Annotated in this window: 17 protein-coding genes and 1 other RNA gene; 8 read left to right on the forward strand and 10 right to left on the reverse strand. The window is 50.9% G+C overall.

Annotated elements, in window-relative coordinates; genetic code table 11:
- The first annotated feature begins 70 nt into the window (after positions 1-70).
- On the forward strand, positions 71-385 hold the full coding sequence (locus tag RC73_RS10305) for a cupin domain-containing protein (protein ID WP_039034552.1): 315 nt from the start codon (positions 71-73) through the stop codon (positions 383-385).
- Positions 386-479: 94 nt separating this feature from the next.
- Here the strand turns inward: RC73_RS10305 and rpiA are convergent, their stop codons facing one another.
- A complete protein-coding gene (rpiA, locus tag RC73_RS10310; RefSeq protein ID WP_025008999.1) occupies positions 480-1136 on the reverse strand; it encodes a ribose-5-phosphate isomerase RpiA in 657 nt (218 codons plus the stop codon).
- A gap of 289 nt (positions 1137-1425) precedes the next feature.
- On the opposite strand from rpiA, the gene RC73_RS10315 reads away from it, so the two are divergent.
- Entirely contained in the window at positions 1426-2379 is a 954-nt protein-coding gene (locus RC73_RS10315) for a DUF808 domain-containing protein (protein WP_039034553.1), read from the forward strand.
- Between the two features lie 75 nt (positions 2380-2454).
- On the opposite strand, the gene sodC is transcribed toward RC73_RS10315, so the two are convergent.
- The 5 genes from sodC to zapA all read right to left on the reverse strand — a co-directional run bounded on the left by sodC (position 2455) and on the right by zapA (position 4891).
- Positions 2455-2976, reverse strand: a complete 522-nt coding sequence (sodC, locus tag RC73_RS10320; protein WP_039034554.1) for a superoxide dismutase family protein — start codon at positions 2974-2976, stop codon at positions 2455-2457.
- A gap of 212 nt (positions 2977-3188) precedes the next feature.
- Positions 3189-3647 (reverse strand): hypothetical protein, encoded by a 459-nt coding sequence (locus RC73_RS10325; protein ID WP_039034555.1) that lies wholly within the window; start codon positions 3645-3647, stop codon positions 3189-3191.
- A gap of 50 nt (positions 3648-3697) precedes the next feature.
- Positions 3698-4354: a 5-formyltetrahydrofolate cyclo-ligase gene (locus RC73_RS10330; RefSeq protein WP_052248128.1), complete on the reverse strand. Its 657-nt coding sequence runs from the start codon at positions 4352-4354 to the stop codon at positions 3698-3700.
- A gap of 7 nt (positions 4355-4361) precedes the next feature.
- Positions 4362-4542: non-coding RNA, 6S RNA (gene ssrS, locus RC73_RS20095), on the reverse strand.
- Between the two features lie 40 nt (positions 4543-4582).
- Positions 4583-4891, reverse strand: a complete 309-nt coding sequence (zapA, locus tag RC73_RS10335; RefSeq protein ID WP_039034557.1) for a cell division protein ZapA — start codon at positions 4889-4891, stop codon at positions 4583-4585.
- A gap of 273 nt (positions 4892-5164) precedes the next feature.
- Here zapA and RC73_RS10340 point away from each other — a divergent pair, with 273 nt between their 5' ends.
- The 6 genes from RC73_RS10340 (at position 5165) to gcvP (ending at position 13056) form a co-directional block, all read left to right on the forward strand.
- Complete coding sequence (locus RC73_RS10340) at positions 5165-5746, forward strand: UPF0149 family protein (protein ID WP_039034573.1); 582 nt, start codon at positions 5165-5167, stop codon at positions 5744-5746.
- A 67-nt stretch (positions 5747-5813) separates the two neighbouring features.
- Complete coding sequence (gene ubiH, locus RC73_RS10345; RefSeq protein ID WP_052248129.1) at positions 5814-7085, forward strand: 2-octaprenyl-6-methoxyphenyl hydroxylase; 1272 nt, start codon at positions 5814-5816, stop codon at positions 7083-7085.
- Positions 7086-7087: 2 nt separating this feature from the next.
- A complete protein-coding gene (locus tag RC73_RS10350) occupies positions 7088-8299 on the forward strand; it encodes an FAD-dependent monooxygenase (protein ID WP_039034558.1) in 1212 nt (403 codons plus the stop codon).
- A 250-nt stretch (positions 8300-8549) separates the two neighbouring features.
- Complete coding sequence (gene gcvT / locus RC73_RS10355) at positions 8550-9644, forward strand: glycine cleavage system aminomethyltransferase GcvT (RefSeq protein WP_039034559.1); 1095 nt, start codon at positions 8550-8552, stop codon at positions 9642-9644.
- Between the two features lie 23 nt (positions 9645-9667).
- Positions 9668-10057 (forward strand): glycine cleavage system protein GcvH, encoded by a 390-nt coding sequence (gcvH, locus tag RC73_RS10360; protein WP_039034560.1) that lies wholly within the window; start codon positions 9668-9670, stop codon positions 10055-10057.
- 110 nt (positions 10058-10167) lie between these two features.
- The gene (gcvP, locus tag RC73_RS10365; RefSeq protein WP_039034561.1) at positions 10168-13056 is read left to right on the forward strand and encodes an aminomethyl-transferring glycine dehydrogenase; all 2889 of its coding nucleotides are present in this window, start codon (positions 10168-10170) and stop codon (positions 13054-13056) included.
- Between the two features lie 330 nt (positions 13057-13386).
- Here gcvP and RC73_RS10370 read toward each other — a convergent pair whose 3' ends face one another.
- The 4 genes from RC73_RS10370 to RC73_RS10385 all read right to left on the reverse strand — a co-directional run bounded on the left by RC73_RS10370 (position 13387) and on the right by RC73_RS10385 (position 20542).
- Entirely contained in the window at positions 13387-14088 is a 702-nt protein-coding gene (locus RC73_RS10370; protein ID WP_039034562.1) for a M48 family metallopeptidase, read from the reverse strand.
- Between the two features lie 31 nt (positions 14089-14119).
- Positions 14120-17491 carry a type I restriction endonuclease subunit R gene (locus tag RC73_RS10375; protein WP_039034563.1) on the reverse strand — a complete coding sequence of 1124 codons (3372 nt, stop codon included), beginning with the start codon at positions 17489-17491 and terminating at the stop codon, positions 14120-14122.
- A gap of 101 nt (positions 17492-17592) precedes the next feature.
- Positions 17593-18870, reverse strand: a complete 1278-nt coding sequence (locus RC73_RS19885; protein ID WP_052248130.1) for a restriction endonuclease subunit S — start codon at positions 18868-18870, stop codon at positions 17593-17595.
- A gap of 4 nt (positions 18871-18874) precedes the next feature.
- Positions 18875-20542 (reverse strand): type I restriction-modification system subunit M, encoded by a 1668-nt coding sequence (locus RC73_RS10385; protein ID WP_039034564.1) that lies wholly within the window; start codon positions 20540-20542, stop codon positions 18875-18877.
- Between the last annotated feature and the right edge of the window lie 451 nt (positions 20543-20993).

A 20993-nucleotide genomic window follows, 5' to 3' on the forward strand; every position in this document is an offset into this window, starting at 1 on the left:
AGTGCACACCGGGAGTCTATTTAAGATAGAGATAGGCTGAGTAACGGCTCATATGTCGCAGGAGAGCAAGATGAACAATCTGTTTGCCAACTTACCCAAGCAGCTTGATGCCGAGCAGTTTGACGCGCTCTTGGCCACGCCGGATCTTAAAATTGAGCGCATTCTGTCCCACGGTCAGGTAACGCCCGAAGGGCAATGGTACGATCAAGCGCAGCATGAATGGGTATTGTTGCTGCAAGGCGCCGCCCGGCTGCAGTATGAAGATGGTTCAGAAGTGAGCCTGAACCCGGGGGACTGGCTCAATATCCCCGCTCATGTGCGCCACAGAGTCAGTTGGACCGCCGAGGAGCAAACTACTGTCTGGTTGGCTATTTTTTACTCCTGAGCCGACTGTTCTTGCTTTGCTCTTGCCCTGCAATTCGCTCATATTTTCACAAAAAAGCCGCCTGCTGGCGGCTTTTGGCATTTAAGCTTAGGGCTTACTTGATGGTTTTAACCCCTTCTGGGGTGCCCACCAGGAGCACATCGGCGCCACGGTTGGCGAACAGACCATTGGTCACTACGCCCACTATGGCATTAATCTGCACTTCCAGCTCTTTGGGATTCAGTATCTTCAGGTTATAGACATCCAGAATGACGTTGCCGTTATCTGTTACCACACCTTCACGATAGACAGGATCGCCACCCAGTTTAACCAGCTCACGGGCTACGTAGGAGCGGGCCATGGGGATCACTTCTACCGGCAGCGGGAAGTTGCCCAGCACATCGACTTGCTTGGTGTTATCAACGATACAGATAAACTTGTCGGCCACGGCTGCAACTATCTTTTCCCGGGTCAGCGCGGCGCCGCCACCCTTGATCATGTCCATGTGGCCGTTGATTTCATCGGCGCCATCGACATAGACAGACAGCTTATCTACTGAATTGAGATCAAACACAGGGATCCCCAACTGTTTGAGTTTGGCGGTGGAGGCTTCAGAGCTGGAAACCGCGCCTTCAATATCGGCCTTTATCGTAGCCAGAGCATCGATAAAGTGGTTGACGGTAGAGCCGGTGCCTACGCCAACTATGCTGTCTTTCTCGACATATTCCAGCGCCGCCCAACCGGCCGCTTTCTTCATTTCATCTTGGGTCATAATGCCATCCTGTTGATTCTGACAAATTCACTTGAACTTGCCCTAGTATACTCCGAGTTGTAGTGAAAAGTGCCGCTCAATCTTGTCCTGAAGAATAGTTCTTGAAGAACAACATAGGTTAAGCATTTTTTACTGTGGTGGCATGCGCCCATGCGCTACCATAGCCGGCGGGGGAACGGCCAGGCTGATGTGGCAGTACTGCGCTGAAAAAGTGCACTGGTGCCACTTGAATATGTTGCACACCGAACCTATTAAGAGCGCAAAATTGACCTGGTTTAAGGAGATTTAAATGGCTGGAGCGAGTCTACTGACTCTGTTGGATGATATTGCCACCATCCTGGATGATGTGGCGGTAATGAGTAAGGTTGCCGCCAAGAAAACCGCCGGGGTGTTGGGAGATGATCTGGCGCTTAATGCGCAGCAGGTAACAGGGATCAGCGCCGATCGGGAGCTGCCTGTGGTATGGGCCGTTGCCAAGGGCTCTTTTCGCAACAAGCTTATTCTGGTGCCGGCAGCCCTGCTGATCAGCGCCTTTATACCCTGGGCCGTTACACCGCTATTGATGTTCGGTGGTTTGTTTCTCTGTTTTGAAGGCTTTGAAAAACTCTGGCACAAGGCCAGCCATAGCAAGGCTTCTGCCGAAGCAGACGATGAAGCCGTCATCGAAGCTGCCATGAAAGAGGTCGAGGATATTCGCGCCTGGGAGGCACAGAAAGTCAAAGGGGCGATACGTACCGACTTTGTGTTATCGGCGGAAATCATCGCCATCACCTTAGGGATTGTGGCGGAAAAAGCCTTTATGACCCAGTTGGCCACTCTGTCTATCATTGCCGTGGTCATGACTATCGGGGTCTATGGCTTGGTGGCCGGTATCGTTAAGCTGGATGACGCCGGGCTGTATCTCTCAAGGCGTAGAGGCGAAGGTTTTTGGGCCCATAACCTCAGACGCCTGGGACTTGTGCTGGTCAGCGCCGCGCCCAAGCTGATGAAGCTGCTCACCATAGTAGGTACCGCTGCCATGTTTATGGTGGGGGGCGGTATTCTCACTCATGGCCTGCATTGGGTCAGTGAGCAGATAACCCATGTTGCCAACTGGGTAGGCTCTCTGGCTGTGGCCGGCCCTGTGCTGGCAGCGCTGACACCTACCTTGCTCAACGCCCTGTTCGGCATTTTGGCCGGTGCTATCGCCGTGGCCTTGATGAGTATGGTGGCGCGTTTAAGAGGCAAGGGCGAAAGCCACTAAAAAAGCCAAGCTATAGGTTCCGGAATTGTAATAAAAAACGCGGCTCAAGAGCCGCGTTTTTGTGTTAGGTGTGGCTCAGTTAATCACGCCACAGGCCATGCGGGCGCCACCGCCGCCCAGTGGCGCCGGGTGATCTGAATGGTTATCGCCTCCCATGTGGATCATCAGTGCCTTACCTTTGACGTCGGCCAGTTTCAACCTTGGTGCCAGCACAGGTGTGGAAGCCATGCCATCAGCATCGACATAGAGCGGTGGCAGATCACCCTTGTGATTGTCATCTGTCCAGGGATAACCATGCTTGCCGCTGCCATCAGGGTCGAAGTGACCTCCGGCCGCACCGCCCAATACCGTCTTGCCGTCTTTGCTGCTGGTGTCACAACTGCCATTTTGATGCACATGGAAGCCGTGAACGCCGGGTGTGAGTTGCTTAAGATTGGGGGTTAACACCAGGCCGTAGGCAGAATCACTGAGACTGATGCTGCCTATGGGGCTTGGGCCACCTGCCGACAGTAATGAGATGCTGACCTCTTCGGCGGCCAGTTGTGATGCGGCAAACACCAGTGATAAACAACCCGGGATCAGGATGGACTTTTTCATCGCTTGTTCTCTCCTTTGAGTGGAATTCCAAAAACGACAAGGCCGACTCGGCGGCATGATAATGAGCTGCATATATGGCTTTCAGCATAGAAGTCGTTTGGACAGAGTGCCAGCAGGGCGGACGTTATTAACCTGCCCTGAGATTCAAGCCAACGCCATAGGAGGATTTGCCAAGATATTCAGTAACAGCAATAACCACCAGGAGCCAGGTCTCAGTGTTGCTCCAGCTTGGCCTGCCACAGGGCGCTTTGCTCCATGGAAGTCAGTGAACGGCGGGCGCAGTAAAGGCTGATACCACAGCAAAGCGGCACTATCAGGAGATCCGAGGCATGAAAGCGCAGTAACAACCAGAGTGCCAGGCTATAAAGCAGTAGCGTAATCAGTGGAACCGGCAGCAAAAGCTGCCACTCGAAACACTTCCCCAGCCATCTGGCCCCCAGGCCCACAGCCACCGCCGGCAGCATATACAGCCAAACCAGAGTGCTGTTGCTGCTGGCCATAAATAGAAACAGCCACACAGCAAGAATGGCACCCAGCAAGGCGCCGAGCAGCGCCTTGGGTTGTGACTGTTGCCGGCGCATATTTTGATAGGTTTCCCGCTGCATCTGCTGCTTAACCTTGGCCCGCTGGGCACTGTCTGGTTTATCAAGGCTGCGATACTGACGTGCCATACTTGCTTACTCCGCGACTTCTCAGGCTGACGTTATACCATTTTTTCGGGTCAAGACTCAGCCGTCAAAGTGTTGAAGCTATGCAGCTTGTTCGGGGTAACGATAAAGGGCAGCGGGATATCCCAGGGGGCGAGGGGCAGGGAATCCACCTGCTGTAGGGTATGGGCAAAGCCGACTGCCAGTAATGGCACAGTTCTGTCGCCTTGCTGCGCCGCGGCCAGTGTTCTGTCGTAGAAGCCGCCGCCCATGCCCATACGGTTGCCCTGGGCGTCGAAGGCCACCAATGGCGTGAGGATGAGATCCAGTTCAGCCAAGGGCACCAGAGTGCGGATATCCAGCCTGGGCTCGGGGATACCAAAACGGTTGGCGTGCAGTTGACTGGAAAGTTGATAACGCAGAAACAGTAAACGCCCCGGGGCAAAGGGATGAATGATCGGCAGACAAGTGGTGATTCCCCGTTGCCATAGCGCTTCGATAAGGGGAGCTGTGTCCAGCTCGCCGTCACAGCTAAAGTAGAGGGCGACTGTCTTGATGGCTCTGCCCTGGGCGCTCAGTTCATCGAGCAAGGTTAGAAACTGCTCACAGCCCTTGAGGGCGGCAACATGCTGCTCGGCTTCGGGGATGGCCCTGCGGGCATGGCGAATAGCCTGCCTGAGCGTCTTGCAACGCCCATCACGGGTTTGGCTGCTTGAGTCTGTGTGGGTCATAAAGAGGATGCTCCCCAGAATGTCGATGCCGGTGTAGCCCTTGAACCGTAGGTTCAAGGCGGGTAAATGATTACCTCCTAAGGCTTCTCGGTTCGCGCCGAGCATGCACAATGTCAGTAAAACATTCACCCTGAGATTAAAAATATCGGCACAGGGACATTACCAGCTGTCGCACACCCCAGGGAGCAAATTCTGGGTCGAACCTGTGAGGGTTCGTGCTATTTCAGTTTAATCCTCTCTTGCGCTTCGCTCAACCAATGCGTGCTCAAGAGTGGATTGCAGCAAACGGATCCTATCATCCATTTGGCTCATATAATCTTGATTCTTCCGCTGCTCTTCATAGAGCTCATAGCCTATGTTGAGTGCGGCCATCAAAGCCATTTCCTCGCGGCTGATGGCGTTGGTGCGGGCCTTTATCTTGCCCAGTTGCAGCTCCAATTTCTGCGCCACCGCTTGCAGTGCCTGTTCCTGACCCGGGGGACAGGCGATGGAGTAGGTGCGCCCCAACAGGGTGATATCTATGGCACTGTTACTCATCTTCCGCACGGGATCCTTTTCTTTGGCTCTGTGGCGGAATATATCTAGCTCAGCGTTAAAGTGCAAGACAAGCGCCGCTTTGTTGCATCGGATGCTGTTTCTATGAGCTTCCCTGGCACAAAATCCCGGCAGGAGAGCAGGAGATAAACGGCGAAGCCTGGATGCATTGCCAAATGCACGACCTGGCTCGCAGCTTGGGTAAGATTCCAGTCTTGGTCGCCATCCCTAACTCTGCTAGCATGACGGGGGTAAATTCAATACTTGGACAGCTTTATGGCAACCCCACCCTCATTACGTATCGAAAGCCTGCGCAGTGCGCTCGACAACGCCGACATAGGTCAGCATCCGGTTGAAGTGCATGGCGCCTTGGTGGGCCTGATTTGTGGCGGCGTGTCACAGCAGGAGCAGGCCTGGTATCAGCCCTTGCTCGAGCTGATGAACGACGGCCAGCGACTGCCCGACGAACTGACACAACTGATAACCGAACTTTTTGGTGACACAGTCAATCGACTGCAGGATCCCGACTTTGGCTTCACCCTGCTGCTGCCGGAAGAGGAAGAACCTCTGACTGTGCGGGTAGAGGCGCTCTCGCTCTGGACCCAGAGCTTCCTCACCGGTATCGCCATTATTCAACCGGGTTTGAATCAGGCGTCGGAAGATGTCCGTGAAGTGATCAAAGATCTGGCAGAAATTGCCCAGGTAGAGTTCGATGTTGCCGACGATGACGAATCTGAAAGTGCATATCTCGAGCTGCTGGAGTTTGTTCGGATGGCCGCCATTCTCTGCTATTCAGAGTTCGGCCCCGAGTTGCCTGATCTCGACGCCGAAACACCAGACAATAATACGCTGCATTGACAGGGCGCCCGTTCGCCCTGTCATTTTCTGTGACGGCACCCATTGAGCGTGCCTGAGTAGAGGAAAGATGAACCCGCAAGTTGACGCCCAAGCTGTGAGTCAGGAGTGCACTGAGCTGGATATCGCCATTGTCGGTGGTGCCATGGCCGGTGCCACCCTGGCATTGGGGCTGGCCTCCCTGGCCAGGAAACTCTCCCGTCCGCTGAAAATTGCCGTTATCGAGGCCTTCGATCCCGCCAAGCAACATCCTGGTTTCGATGCCCGCTCCATCGCCATAGCCAATGGCTCAGTGTTTGAACTCAAGCGCCTCGGCATCTGGCCTTTGCTGGCAGACCTAGGCACGGCGATAACCGATATTCATGTCTCGGATCGCGGCCATTTCGGCATGACAGAGCTCAATGCCGAGCAGTTTGCGCTGGACTCCCTCGGCCAGGTGGTGGAACTCGAGCGGGTCGGCCAGAGGCTGTTTAGCGCCATCGGCAACAGTGATATCCAGCTTTATTGCCCGGCGCGTCTCGAGAAGCTGCAAACTTCGGCTGCGGGCCATAGTTTGACCCTCAGTAACGGTCAGCGGCTTTCCTGCCGTTTATTGTTGGCGGCAGATGGGGTTAACTCCTCGGTGCGTGCCCAGCAGCAACAGGCGTTGCAGCAGTTTGAGTTTGGCCAGAGCGCGGTTATCGCCAATATTGCTACCGACAAGCCTCATAATGGCATGGCCTGGGAACGCTTCACCGAGCACGGCCCGCTGGCACTGCTGCCTATGGGTGACAGCGACGGCCAGGCCCGGCTCTCCCTGGTGTGGGCCTTGCCCCATGAAGAGGCCGAGCGGGTGCAGGCTTTGCCGCAGGCCGAGTTTTTGCAGCAGCTGCAACAGGCCTTCGGCTATCGAGCCGGGCGTTTTGTGGCCGTGGGTGAGCGTCACCGTTACCCACTGAGCCTCTCTTACATGCCAAGGCCCATCTATCACCGCACGCTTTATTTGGGCAATGCCGCCCAGACTCTGCACCCGATAGCCGGGCAGGGCTTTAATCTGGGGCTCAGGGATCTGGTCACTGTGCTGGAAACGCTGGAGCCGGTATTGGCCGAAGGCGCTGACCCAGGCGCAGCCCAGGTGCTGCATGTCTATAATGTTGCCCGTGAGCAGGACAGACGCCAGACCATCAACAATATCGAGTTTCTGGTGCGCGGTTTTTCCAACAACTACTGGCCGCTGGTGGCCGGACGTAATTTGGGACTCAGGATCCTCTCCTGGTGTCCACCTCTCAAGACCCCGGTGGCCCACAGAGCCATGGGGTGGCACAGGCAATCGGCTGCTTGTTTGTTTTCCAGGAGTCAGTGACGATGAATTTCCAAAGCTATGATGTGGCCGTGGTTGGCGGCGGTATGGTGGGACTGGCAACGGCCTGCGGTCTGGAACAGGCCGGGCTCAAGGTGGTGGTGATAGATGCCGCCGGTGCTGCGCCGGTCGAGGGAGCGCCGCGCCTGAGGGTCAGTGCCATCAATAAGGCCAGCCAGGCGCTGCTCGAACACTTGGGGGCCTGGGCCTATCTGGATAAGTCCCGCCTCGGGCCATACAGTAAGATGGATGTCTGGGAAAAAGACGGCATGGGGCGCATTCAGTTTGATGCTCAGAGCCAGTGTGAGACTTCCCTTGGCACCATAATCGAAAACGATGCCATTCACTACGCCCTGGCCCAGCGGGCCGCAGAGCTGGAACAGCTGACGCTGCTGGAACATACCCGGCTTGAGCGTATCGCCTTTGGTGAGCGTGAAGCCTGGCTGACGCTGGATAACGGCGATAACCTCAGTGCCGCCCTGGTGGTGGCTGCCGATGGCGCCAACTCCTGGGTTCGTCAACAGTGCCAGATCCCACTGACTTTTTGGGATTACGGCCATCACGCCATAGTCGCCAGTATTCGCACTCAATTGCCCCATGGTGACTGTGCCCGTCAGGTGTTCAGTGCCGATGGCCCGCTGGCGTTTCTGCCGCTTTATGAGAGCGACCTCTGTTCCATCGTCTGGTCGGTGCCGCCGCAAAAGGCCGAAGCCTTACTGGCTTTGGATGATGAGGCCTTCTCCCGGGCGCTGACCGCCGCCTTCGATGGCCGCCTGGGCCTGTGTCAGCTGGAGAGTGAACGCCGGAGTGTTCCGCTGCGGATGCGTTACGCGCGCCATTTCGCCCGCCATCGTTTGCTGCTGGCCGGCGATGCGGCGCACACCATACATCCGTTAGCGGGGCAGGGGGTTAACCTGGGTTTCCTCGATGCCGGCGCCATAGTGGAAACCGTGGCGGCATTGCACGGTGAAGGCAAGGATATCGGCGCCTATGGCGAGCTGCGCGCCCTTGAGCGCTGGCGCAAGGCAGAGGCGATGGAGATGATAGCCGCTATGGAGGGGTTCAAGCGGCTGTTTGCCGGCAGTAATCCTCTGAAGAAGGCGATTCGCGATCTCGGTCTCAACTTGGTGGACAATGTCGCTGGGCTGAAAACTGTGTTCATGCAACAGGCCATGGGACACAAATTCAAGCTGCCGCGTCTGTGCCGTCCTGAATAATCTTCATCCTCGGTTAGCCGTATGTGAAGGGAAACGCCCAAAAACAGTCGCTTTTGGGCGTTTTTTATACTCAAGCTGTGATTTGCTGTAAAAAAATTACAGGCAAACCATGAGAAAAATTAATCTATTGTAGTTCGGATTAGAAAAATCACTTATATACAAATTTGTGACGCAGGGTATAATTTCGCTGCATTTTAACTCAGTGTTGCCCCTGGGTGACACTGTAAAGCCCCGACTAGAAGGGATAACAATGGCTAATAAAACTGTACTCTTTAACAAGCACTTGGAAGCCAATGCCAAGATGGTTGATTTTCATGGTTGGGAGATGCCACTCAACTATGGTTCGCAGATAGAAGAACATCACGCAGTGCGTCAGGACGCCGGTATGTTCGACGTTTCCCATATGACGGTTGTTGATGTTAGCGGCAGCGACGCCAAAGCCTTCCTGCGTAAACTGCTGGCCAACGATATCGCCAAACTCAAGGTCTCCGGCAAGGCGCTGTACAGCGGCATGCTGAACCATGAAGCCGGGGTGATTGACGATCTGATCACTTATTATCTCGATGACACCCATTACCGGGTTGTTGTCAACTCAGCCACCCGCGACAAAGATCTCGCCTGGATTGCCGAGCAGTCCAAGCCCTATGATGTCACAGTGACCGAGCGTCCTGAGCTGGCGATGATTGCCGTGCAGGGCCCTAACGCCAAGGCCAAAACCGCTACTGTGTTCACTGCCGAGCAAAACGCGGCCGTTGAAGGTATGAAGCCTTTCTTCGGTGTGCAGGCGGGCAACCTGTTTGTGGCCACCACAGGCTATACAGGTGAAGAAGGTTACGAAATTACCGTGCCGGCAGAAGAAGCCGAAGCCTTGTGGCAAGCGCTGCTTGAGGCCGGTGTTAAGCCATGTGGCCTGGGCGCACGCGATACGCTGCGCCTGGAAGCCGGGATGAACCTCTATGGTCAGGACATGGACGAAACCGTTAACCCATTGGCTGCCAACATGGGCTGGACCATAGCCTGGGAACCGAGCGACCGTGATTTTATCGGTCGTGAAGCCCTGACCGCCATCAAAGCGGCCGGAGCCGACAAGTTTATCGGTTTGGTGATGGAGCAAAAAGGCGTGCTGCGCCACGGCATGCCGGTATTCTTCACTGACGCCAACAGCCAAGAGCAGGAAGGCGTGATCACCAGTGGTACATTCTCACCGACATTGGGCTATTCTATTGCGATGGCCCGGGTACCGAACTCCATAGGGGATACGGCCGAAGTCGAAATGCGCAAGAAGCGCGTCGCTGTTAAAGTAGTGGCGCCAGGCTTTGTGCGTAACGGTAAACAAGCATTCTAAAACACGGGAAAGGAACAAGAATAATGAGCAATATTCCAAGCGAACTGAAGTACGCTTCTTCTCACGAATGGATCCGTAAGGAAGAAGACGGTAGCTACACAGTCGGTATCACTGAACATGCACAGGAGCTGCTGGGTGATATGGTTTTCGTTGAATTGCCGGAAGTAGGCGACACTGTCAGCGCCTCAGAGGATTGCGCTGTGGCCGAGTCTGTTAAGGCCGCTTCAGATATCTATGCCCCTCTGTCCGGTGAAGTGATTGCCATCAACGAAGCGCTGGAAGACAGCCCTGAGCTGGTCAACAGCGATGCATTCGGTGATGGCTGGTTCTTCCGCGTCATGCCTTCTGATCTGTCTGAGCTGGACAACCTGCTGGATGCCGAAGGATATCAGGCTGTCATCGACGAAGAATAAGCGTTGCTGAAAAACGAAGCCCTCCGGGGCTTCGTTTGTTTTACCAATAAAGAGACTGGTACACCGCCTCCCTACGGCAGGATACCGGCGAACATGGAACAAGGTTAATCATGACCAAGCAAACCCTCACTCAGTTAGAGCAGCACGAACTCTTTATCCGTCGTCATATCGGCTCCGACGCCCTGCAGCAGCAAGAGATGCTGAATTATGTAGGCGCCGAGTCACTGGAAGATCTGACGGCGCAGATAGTACCGGAGTCGATTCGTCTGAACCGGGATCTGGCCGTGGGCGAAGCCTGTGGCGAAGCTGAAGGTCTGGCCTATATCAAGGGCCTGGCCAAGCAGAACAAGGTATTCAAGAGCTACATAGGCATGGGCTACTACGGCACTGAAGTGCCTAACGTCATTTTGCGTAATGTGCTGGAAAACCCAGGTTGGTACACGGCTTATACCCCATACCAGCCGGAAATTGCCCAGGGCCGTCTGGAAGCGGTACTGAATTTCCAGCAGATGTCTATGGACCTCTCCGGCCTGGATCTGGCCTCCGCTTCTCTGCTGGACGAAGCCACTGCCGCCGCCGAAGCCATGGCGCTGGCCAAGCGGGTGTCCAAGGCCAAGAAAGCCAATATCTTTTTCGTTGCCGATGACGTATTCCCGCAGACGCTGGATGTGGTCAAGACCCGCGCCGAATGCTTTGGTTTTGAAGTCGTCGTAGGCCCCGCCGAGGAAGCGCTCAATCATGAACTCTTTGGTGCCCTGTTTCAGTACAGCGGCAAGACAGGCGAGCTGAACGATCAGCGTGAACTCTTCGCCAAGCTGCGCGAGCAGAAAGCGGTTGTGGCTGTTGCCGCCGATATCATGTCGCTGGTATTGCTCAAGTCTCCGGGTAGTCTGGGCGCCGATGTGGTCTTTGGCAGCGCGCAGCGCTTCGGCGTGCCTATGGGATATGGTGGCCCGCACGCCGCCTTCTTCGTGACCCGAGATGAGCACAAGCGTTCCATGCCTGGCCGTATCATAGGCGTTTCCAAAGACAGCCGCGGCAACACAGCGCTGCGGATGGCGATGCAAACCCGTGAGCAGCATATCCGCCGCGAAAAGGCCAACTCCAATATCTGTACCGCGCAGATCCTGCTGGCCAACATGGCCTCTTTCTACGCCGTATACCATGGTCCACAAGGGCTGAAGACCATAGCCGAGCGTATTCACCGTCTGACCGACATTCTCGCCGCCGGCCTCAAGGCCAAGGGCGTTGAGTTGGTCAACGCTAGCTGGTTCGACACTCTGACCTTCAAAGTGGCCGACAAAGACGCCGTGCTGGCCCGCGCCATTGCCGCCGAGAGCAACCTGCGTATTGATGCCGAAGGCACTCTGGGTGTCAGCCTGGATGAAACCACGACAGCTGATGATCTGGCTGCCCTGTTCGATATCATCCTGGGCGCCGGTCATGGCCTGGATGTGGCGGCACTGGACGCTGAAATCCTTGCCAAGGGCAGTGAGTCCATCCCTGCGGCGCTGCTGCGTGATGAGGCTATCCTGACGCATCCAACCTTCAACAGCTTCCACAGCGAAACCGAGATGCTGCGCTACATCAAGCGTCTTGAAAACAAAGACCTGGCGCTGAACCACTCGATGATCTCTCTGGGTTCATGCACCATGAAGCTGAACGCCACCGCCGAGATGCTGCCTATCAGCTGGCCGGAATTTGCCAACCTGCATCCATTCTGCCCGTTGGATCAAGCCAAGGGCTATGAAAAGCTGCTCAATGAGCTGTCTGACTATCTGGTGGAAATCACCGGCTATGACGCCATGTGCCTGCAGCCCAACTCGGGTGCATCCGGCGAATACGCCGGTCTATTGGCCATCAAGAAGTACCATGAATCCCGCGGCGAGGGGCACCGCAATGTCTGTCTGATCCCTCAGTCGGCTCACGGTACCAACCCGGCTTCGGCGCAGATGGCCGGTATGAAGATAGTGGTTGTGGCCTGTGACAAGCGCGGTAACGTGGACATGGAAGATCTGCGCGCCAAGGCGGCCGAAGTGGCGGGCAACCTGTCCTGCATCATGATCACTTATCCTTCCACCCACGGCGTGTATGAAGAAACCGTCTCGGAGATCTGTGAGGTGATCCATCAACACGGCGGCCAGGTGTATCTGGACGGTGCCAACATGAATGCCCAGGTGGGTGTGACCACTCCCGGCTTTATCGGCGCGGACGTTTCCCACCTCAACCTGCACAAGACCTTCGCCATCCCTCATGGCGGCGGTGGTCCAGGCATGGGCCCTATCGGCGTAAAAGCGCATTTGGCTCCTTTCGTTGCCGGTCATACTCTGGTTAAGCCGGGCCGCGAAAGCGACAACAACGGTGCCGTTTCTGCCGCGCCATACGGCAGCGCCAGCATACTGCCAATCAGCTGGATGTACATCAAGCTGCTGGGCGCCAAGGGCCTGCGTGAATCAACCCAGAACGCCATGCTCAACGCCAACTATGTGATGAAGAAGCTGTCAGAGCACTATCCAGTGCTGTACCGCGGCCGTAATGACCGTGTAGCTCACGAGTGCATTATCGATCTGCGCCCGCTGAAGGAAGCCTCCGGCGTCACCGAAATGGATGTGGCCAAGCGTCTCAACGACTACGGCTTCCACGCTCCGACCATGAGCTTCCCGGTTGCCGGAACCCTGATGATCGAGCCGACCGAGTCTGAGTCCAAGGCCGAACTGGACAGATTTATCGAAGCCATGGTGGCCATCCGCGGTGAAATCGCCCGGGTCGAAGCCGGTGAGTGGCCTGCGGACAATAACCCGCTGCACAATGCACCACACACGCTAGCCGACATCATGGATCCCGCCTTCGACAGCCGTCCATACGATCGCGAACTGGCGGTATTCCCGAATGCCACAGTCAAGGCCAACAAGTTCTGGCCGACCGTGAATCGTATTGATGATGTGTATGGGGATAGGAATTTGTTCTGTGCCTGTGTGCCCATGTCTGAGTACGAATAACATGGCTACTTGGCCTCGATAATACGGCTTCATCCAATCATTTTCGCTGCTCATTTACTTAAGTAAACTGCGCGGCGAAAATGATCGGCTTCATTGTCTTCTCTTCGGCAGTGGCGCCATTATTGCTGCTTGAGGCTAAGATAATAAGCGAATCTCTGGGTTCGCTTTTTTAATACATTGTATGTGGGCAGCATAAAATGCTGGAACGTTGACCGATTCTGCCGTCATCTTCACAAGCCAAGTTTAAGGCTCTTCCAAGATTGTGTTTATCGGTATTGATGCAACTTTTCTCAAGTAGCTTTTGTGTGCAAAAATACCAGAAATCTTGTTCTATATACCCATCCCAGAACGCTCTACCTCTTCATGCAACTCTTTCCAGTCAGGACAATACTTGGCGACTAGTTTCCAAAAGTTTTTGCTATGGCTTTTTTCTACGGTATGGCATAGCTCATGAAGGATTATGTAATCCATTACCTTATTGGAAAACTCCATGCAACGAGGGTGGAACTCCAGAACATTGTTCTCGGTACAGTTAGCCCAACGTGCATCAAACTTTTTTATGTGGAAAGTTGTGGCTTGCATGCCCGTTTCCTGTTGCCAATAGCGTAAGCGAGAAGCAACTTTCTCTAAGGCTTTCTGTTTGTAGAAACGCTCCAACGCTGGTTTGAATCGCTCACGGCTGACGAAGTGGCCTTCGGGAGAAAGAATTTTAAAACGGCTTTGGTTAAACTTCACTTCTACCGTCGATAACTCTGGCGCAGGGCTCACTTCACAATAGAAAGAGCGACCACGGTAGGGCGCTCGGCTACCCGTGACTATTTCTTCTTTTAACGGTTGATTGACTTCCGCTAAGCGCTCTTTAATCCACCTTGCTCTATAACGAATCAGCTCACGTTGCTCATCCTCAGAGGCACTTGGACCTTTAAGAAGAACAGTCTTGCCTCGCTCTACAGTAACGTAGTGGTGACTGAGTTTTGAGTCGAGTTTAAATTCCCACTCGATTTCAGTTGTACCGTATTGAAAAATTGGCATCTGTTTCTTTCGTCATTAATGAAGCAAAGGATCAGTTGTTCAGCATAATACTGAAAATTTCAGCAGAGTGCTGACGTGCTACTGTCATATCCCAGCCTCCAAGACCACGTAAAATAGTCCTGATAGTTTTCTTGATTTCATTGTGAATATCAGTCTGTTTTTTCCATATCGGTGACAACATGACTTCAGTGATATCAGGGTGGCTAAAGATGCCTTTAGTCCATGCCAAAGCTTCTGCTTCCTCTACCTGCTTTTCCAGGTAGTTGAACACGGCTCGCTCTGTTGCTGTTCCCAAACCCATTTCAGATGGCTTGGCATCTTTATCACGAACACGTTGAGCAAAAAGCTCTAGCTGTTCCAGGAATAGCGCTTGTTCAATACGTCCTTCACGTTCATCTTGAATAAGTTTCTCTAGCTCTTCTTCCAAGTCGCCAAAGAAGGCAGGATCTTTGCCTTTACCTGTCTTAATGGTGTGCTTGAGTTTGTTCTTCATGACCAACGCTGCACTCCCAGCACTTTTTTGTTTGCGGAGTAGATCCATATCCGCAGCATCCAGAATTGAAACTTCACGACCAAGCAAGCTCTTAACTTCACTTGCTTCTATATGCTCGTCGAGCATATTTTTAAGCAGCTCAGATTCAGATGCGGTGATGCGAACCGTATCTGCACTCTCAGGCATTTTGTTGCGCAGTTGGAGTTTTATCTCATTCAGTACTTTGAAGTAAGGCTGATATTTAGATGCGCGTTCGTCGGGTAACACAATATCTAAACGGCTATTGAATCCAGCGAGAGCAACCAGGAAGTCTTCAACAATATCTAGGCGAGTATCTGGGTCTAGGTAAAGATCGGCATCCTCTTTGTAAGGTTCAGGTTGTTTCACTGGGTTGTGCTTTTTCGGAAGAATATCCAACACTTTTGTCAAAGCAGATTGAAGGCGCGGTAGCTCGGCTTCGATGTCCGTCCATACTTGATCGGGGTGTACGTCACCCCCGTAAACTTTCAGTGCTTCATCTAGGTACTCAACCACACCGAAATAATCGACAATGTAGCCTGCCTTCTTGCCTTTTCGAGTTCGGTTTACACGAGCAATGGCCTGAAGCAAAGTATGTTCTTTTAGCGGTTTATCCAAATATAAAGTGCTAACAATAGGCGCATCCCAGCCAGTTAACAGCATGTCAGAAACGATGATTAACCCAATGTTGTTAAACTTGATTTCTTCTTTGGTATTAGCGGATTCATCACCATAAGGTAGCTTAAATTCATCATTCACCAAGCTTGGGATCTTTTCAGACGGTACGGCTATCGGTGTTTGACCTTGTTTGAGTTCCCGTTTGATACGCTCTTCGATAGTTTCAAGTTTTGATGTTGAGCCTGATGCATAGTGAGCTTGTTGTTCACTAATACCTGTGCGCTTATCTGTCATACTACCGAGAGAGATAACCACTCGGCTTTCAAAGGTCGGCAGACCTTTGTTTTGACGCTCCTGCATGATTTGGTTTAGTACGTCTTTATAGCGAACAGCCATATCTCGCCCGTCACATACCAGCATGGCTTTAAAGCCGCGAGGCTTCACGCTTGATAGAAAGTGCTCGACAAGATGGCGAGCATTCTCCTCAATACGACCGATAGCACCACGACGTTTTTTGAGTAATTCTTGCTTTAGCTTTTTCTTACGGGCTAAAGGCTCATTACCAAATTCATCCTCAAAAGCTTGTTTTAGCTTTCCGTCACTACCCCATTGCGCCATACCTTCAAGATATTTAATAGGCAGTGTCGCGCCATCTGCAACCGCCTCGTCGAGGCGGTAAGTATCGATGTACTCCTTACCGCCGAATGTACCCAAGGTTTCTTTATCGTCTTTAAAAAGCGGGGTGCCAGTAAAAGCTATGAACTTCGCATTAGGTAAAGATGCACGCATGAATGCAGCAAGGAATCCATACTGGCTGCGGTGAGCTTCATCAACCATCACGAAAAAGTTTGGCTTGGTACTCAGAACACGAAAATCAACTTTCTCTTCGCTCACGAGTTCCCATTTGGCTTTTTTAGGGTTGCCATTAGCATCGGTTTGACCGTGAAGAACATTGTTCTCCTTTAAAATCCAGCACTGTTCTTGCCCCGAATCATCTTTCCTCAAAACGCGTCTGACGCGACTTTTAGAGTCTGCAATGGAATCCTCATCTTCAGACTCTTTTGCGGCCTGTATTTGCTTACCATCGCTTTCTTGAAACTTTTGAACGGTCGAAGTGAAAATCGTGCCGTAGTCATTGCTGAGCATGGCTTCTAGCCCAGCGACGGAATCTGCTTTAATCGATTCAAGACCGACATTGGTAAAGGTATTGTGGATCTGGCGGTCAAGGTCAGTACGGTCGGTAAGAATCAAGATACTTGGGTTATTGAAACCAGAAATTTCGGCTCGCATTAAACGGGCAAGTAGTGCCATCGTCAGTGATTTACCACTCCCTTGCGTATGCCAAACCACGCCGCCAAGTTCTTGGCCTAATAGCTGCGGGTCTTTACCCTGTAGACGAAGTAGCGTCTTCTCTACTGCACGCCACTGTTGGTAACGTGGCAGCTTCTTGATCATGACACCTTTCTCGATTTCATACATAGGGTAGAAACAGACTAAGCGCACGAAGCGGGAAGGCTCGAATAATGCCCACAGTAGCTTGTCTTGTTCTGTAGGTTTCTTTCCTAATTGGTTCTCTAACTCGGTAAGAACAATGTTCTCGTCAGACTTTTTCGGATCAAATTTGTAAGTCAGATAGAACTGTTCTGGCGCATAGATCGCGCCATACTTGGCTTGGCTGCGATTAATGGCGGCACAAACCATATTAAAGGCAAAGTGTTGAGTGAAAGTGCCTTGGTAGCCATCAATTTGTGCAATGCCTTTGCTGAGCTTAATTGAGCTGTTTTTACACTCAATCAAGCCAAGGGGTAAGCCATTAATGAATAACAATAAATCTGGCTTAAAAAGCTCATCGTTGGCATTTTTGCCGACGTACTGATCAACCACATGGAATAAGTTACCCTCGGCACCCGTTTGATTGATGAAGCGGATACTACGAGGTTGACCATTTTTGTCTTTTTGTTGCAGATTCGATTGAAACAGAACATGCTTCCAGAACGCATGGTTAGCCAGCATTAAGTCGCTGTTATGCTCAAACCATATGTCTCTGAGCTGTTTAATTGCTTTGCTTGCACCGCTTGGAACCTCGGCCAGCCAAGGGTTAAGGGTGTGTAGTCTGTCAGTTAGCACCGATTCCAGAATAACAGGCTCGGTCTTGTGTGTTTGCCCTACATCTCGACCTTTAATATGCTGATAACCAAGAGTTTTTAACCATTCAATCGCTGGGCGTTCTACCCCGACGAGTTCTGGGTTCGATGATTCAGCCTGACCTGACATACCTTATTCCTTTAATTTATTGTTATTCATTTTTATTGTTCATTTAAATTACGTTTTTTGCTTTTTGGATGCCTTCGCTTGAAGGCATCATGAAGCAATCGCTAAGCTGCTTCAGTTTCCTCAACAGAAACTCGCCATTCGCCCGTAAGTAACTTCTGCATTAAGCCTTTTTTTAATTGCTGCGTTTCGGCTTTTTGCTGTTCCAATAGGTCTATTTTCTCAAAAACAGTAGAGATTATTTGAGCAATTTTCTGTTGCTCACCCAAAGGAGGCAAAGGGATAATATACGGATTTATGTGTTTATTGTTTATTTGCGGAATTGTGGATACGTCAGCTATAGATTCAAGTCTTTCAAAAAGTAGGCGATAAAGCATAAAGTCTAGATTCGCGACTTCTTTATCGAAGCTGATTCCCATAACGTTTGTATCAATCTGGAAAGTTCCTTTAGCCAATCTTAGCTTATTTAGGAAGATTGCTGCTCCTCGTTTCGGTAAAAGTAGAAACTCTCCTGTATGGCAAGATGCTTGATTACTTACGTAGTTTCTGGACTTTGTTAGTAGCTTCTTCGAATAGTTGAACTCTTCTACTTTGAAGAATGGGTATCCCTCACTCTCATTCAGGTTTAATTTCGAAGGCGATACCCCCGCAACTATAGAGCAATAAGTGCTGAGTTTGTTGAGATTCCAAATGGCAGGAATCGTCCCAAATGGAGAATCCTGAAACTCAGTATGAGGTTGCCACTCCCCATTCTCGTCCTGAACACCGACACCTTCTGAAAACAGCTTTTGCATTAAGCCTGTTTTTAGCTTTTCGGTTTCTGCAATTTTCTGGTCGATAAGGTTGATTTTCTTATCAACTGTTGAAAGAACTTCTGCGATTTTTTGTTGAATCGCAATATTTGGCAAAGGTATTGAAAATTCTTTTATCTGTTTTGCGCTGATGTGTGGGATTCCACTGCTTGTTTTTACGCTATCAACATAGTCAGTAAAAATCTTGGATCCTATTAGTTGATGTAAAAACGGTAGATGTAAGCCTTCTTTTGCACGAATTCTAGCGACTCGTTGGACGAGTAAACTAGGGAGATCTTTAGGTGATACAAGAGCATAATTTCGGCCCACTTTTGAACCATCCATTGAAATGACTAAGTCGCCTTCCTTAAGGTAGTATTTATCAAGGTCAGTAGATGAGTTAAACCAAAATTTGTCGATAGTATCGTTATTTCTTATAGCATTTTCTGTAATATTGATACCACGAAGCAAGCGTATGTGCTGTTCTGTTGTTGCGACGTCAGAAAACTCATCGCTCTTAAATGCAAACCCGCTTAGTAGATCAATCAATGGACCAATTTTTTTTAGTGTATAAGGAGACTTTTTGAGCATCGATTTACTTCTCCAATCCTAAAATAGATAAGTATTTTGAGATTTGAATTTCAGTATCAAGGAGCTGCTTTTCGATATTTCTTAGATGATTAAGGCATTTTTCTACATCTATAATTTCCTCAACCTCTGACGTGTCGATATAGCGACTGATATTCAAAGTAAAATCGTTTGCCTCAATCTCTTCAAGTTCAACTACTCTTAGGTATTTTTCCACTGAAACTGAGTCCAGTAGATTGGAAAGTCTATCTTCCGTTTGCTCTCCTGCATCAACTAAAGCTTGTTTCGCTTTGCTGTACTCGGTTGTGATACGTTTGATATCACTTTCACGAAGATAGTTCATCGCCTTACCTTCACCAAACTCGGCAGATGCATCAACGAAAATAACCTTGTTCTTCAGTGCGGCTGGTTTGTCTTTATTAATGATTAAAACCGCCGCCGCAATGCCTGTGTTGAAGAAAAGTGCTGGCGGTAAACCAACTACACCTTCGATCAAGTCGCCTTTAAATTCATCGTTGCCGATAAGCATACCTTTACGAATTTTACCCTCATCACCTTCACGGAACAGTACGCCGTGAGGAACGACAACGCCGATGCGACCGTCATCTTTCGTTGAGGCAACCATGTGCTGAACAAAGGCTAGATCTGCTTTAGTCCTCGGTGCAACGCCAAGGCCAAATCGACCATAAGGATCTTTAAGGTCAGTGCTGTATTTAACATTTCTTTCTTTGCCGTTATCGCCAACTATCTTGCCGCCATTCAATTCCAACGGTTCCCACCAGTTTTTGATTGAAAATGGAGGGTTGGCAATCACACGGTCGAACGTTTGAAGGCCTTCGCCATCTTTATGTAATGGGTTTACGAGAGTATCGCCGCGCTTAATGTCACCATCTAGGTTGTGCAGGAACATGTTGAGTTTGGCAATTGCCCATGTTCCTAGGTTCTTCTCCTGACCGTAAAGTTTACAGTTAGGTTTACCCATGATGGTGCCATTCTCGTAGTTCTCTTTGATGTGACGAGCGGACTCAACCAACATGCCGCCACATCCACAGGTCAAATCGTAAATTTCATGACCTGGTTGTGGGTCAATCAGCTTAACAATAAGTTCTACCACTTCGTGGGGGGTGTAGAACTCGCCACCTTTCTTGCCAGCATCATCAGCAAATTTACCAATCAAATACTCGTATGCATCACCAAGTAGGTCGGCTTTGTAGAGGTTTTTATTGCCCAGCTTGTGTTGGTTAAAGTGGCGGAGCAGGCGAGTAAGTAACTCATTGCTGAGCTTCTCTTTATCACCGAACTGAATGGCGGTAAGCACTTTTTCTAGTGATGGGTTTTGGTGTTCGATTTCAGCAAAGGCTTCATCGATGTACTCACCAATATTTTCCGTTCTTTCGATCAGCTTGTTCCAACGTGCATACACAGGAACGAATTGCTCTGGGTTATCTTCCTGAATGAGTGCCATTGCTTCTTCAGCGTTGCAACCTTCCTCTTCCATCACGGCTTCTACACGCTCGTCAAATACGTCTGAAAGACGTTTTAAAAACAGGAGGCCAAAGATATAGTTTTTGAAGTCTGAGCTATCTACTGTGCCACGCATGATGTTTGCGCTGCCCCAAAGCCATGTTTTTAGCTCTTCAAGGCTGATTTTTTCTACGGCGGTATTGGTTGTCATAAGAATCTCTTAAACGTTCACGGCTCGCTCAGAATCTTGGTTTGAGCGAAGAACAAAATTATGGGCATTATAACGCAATAATAGTCAATTGAGATACTTTGGAATGCTAACTGTAACAAGCTGTATTTAATAGGAAAACTAGTTTTTGAAGAAGCCGAAAAGAGTTGTCACAACATGGCTGGTTTTGTTTTGTAAAACAAAGGTGACAGAGTCATTAAAGCCGGCAGCTTCATTAGAGCTGTAAAAAGACGACACCCGGTAGAACCTGTAGAACACAGGGGAAAGGTCAGATTGATGATGTCGTCATTGATGGGATGTTTAAGCGGTTCAATATGGCTGCTGTTGTTGTGGCGGATAATGTATCCGGTATCATCAACCTGTCATTAAATAATCCTTGGCTTCAAAGGGCGTTGTTGCCTAAATAAGCGGAACCTTTTTCGCTTTCCATGAT

The sequence above is a fragment of the Shewanella sp. ECSMB14102 genome, from assembly GCF_000813075.1.
Classification (GTDB): domain Bacteria; phylum Pseudomonadota; class Gammaproteobacteria; order Enterobacterales; family Shewanellaceae; genus Shewanella; species Shewanella indica.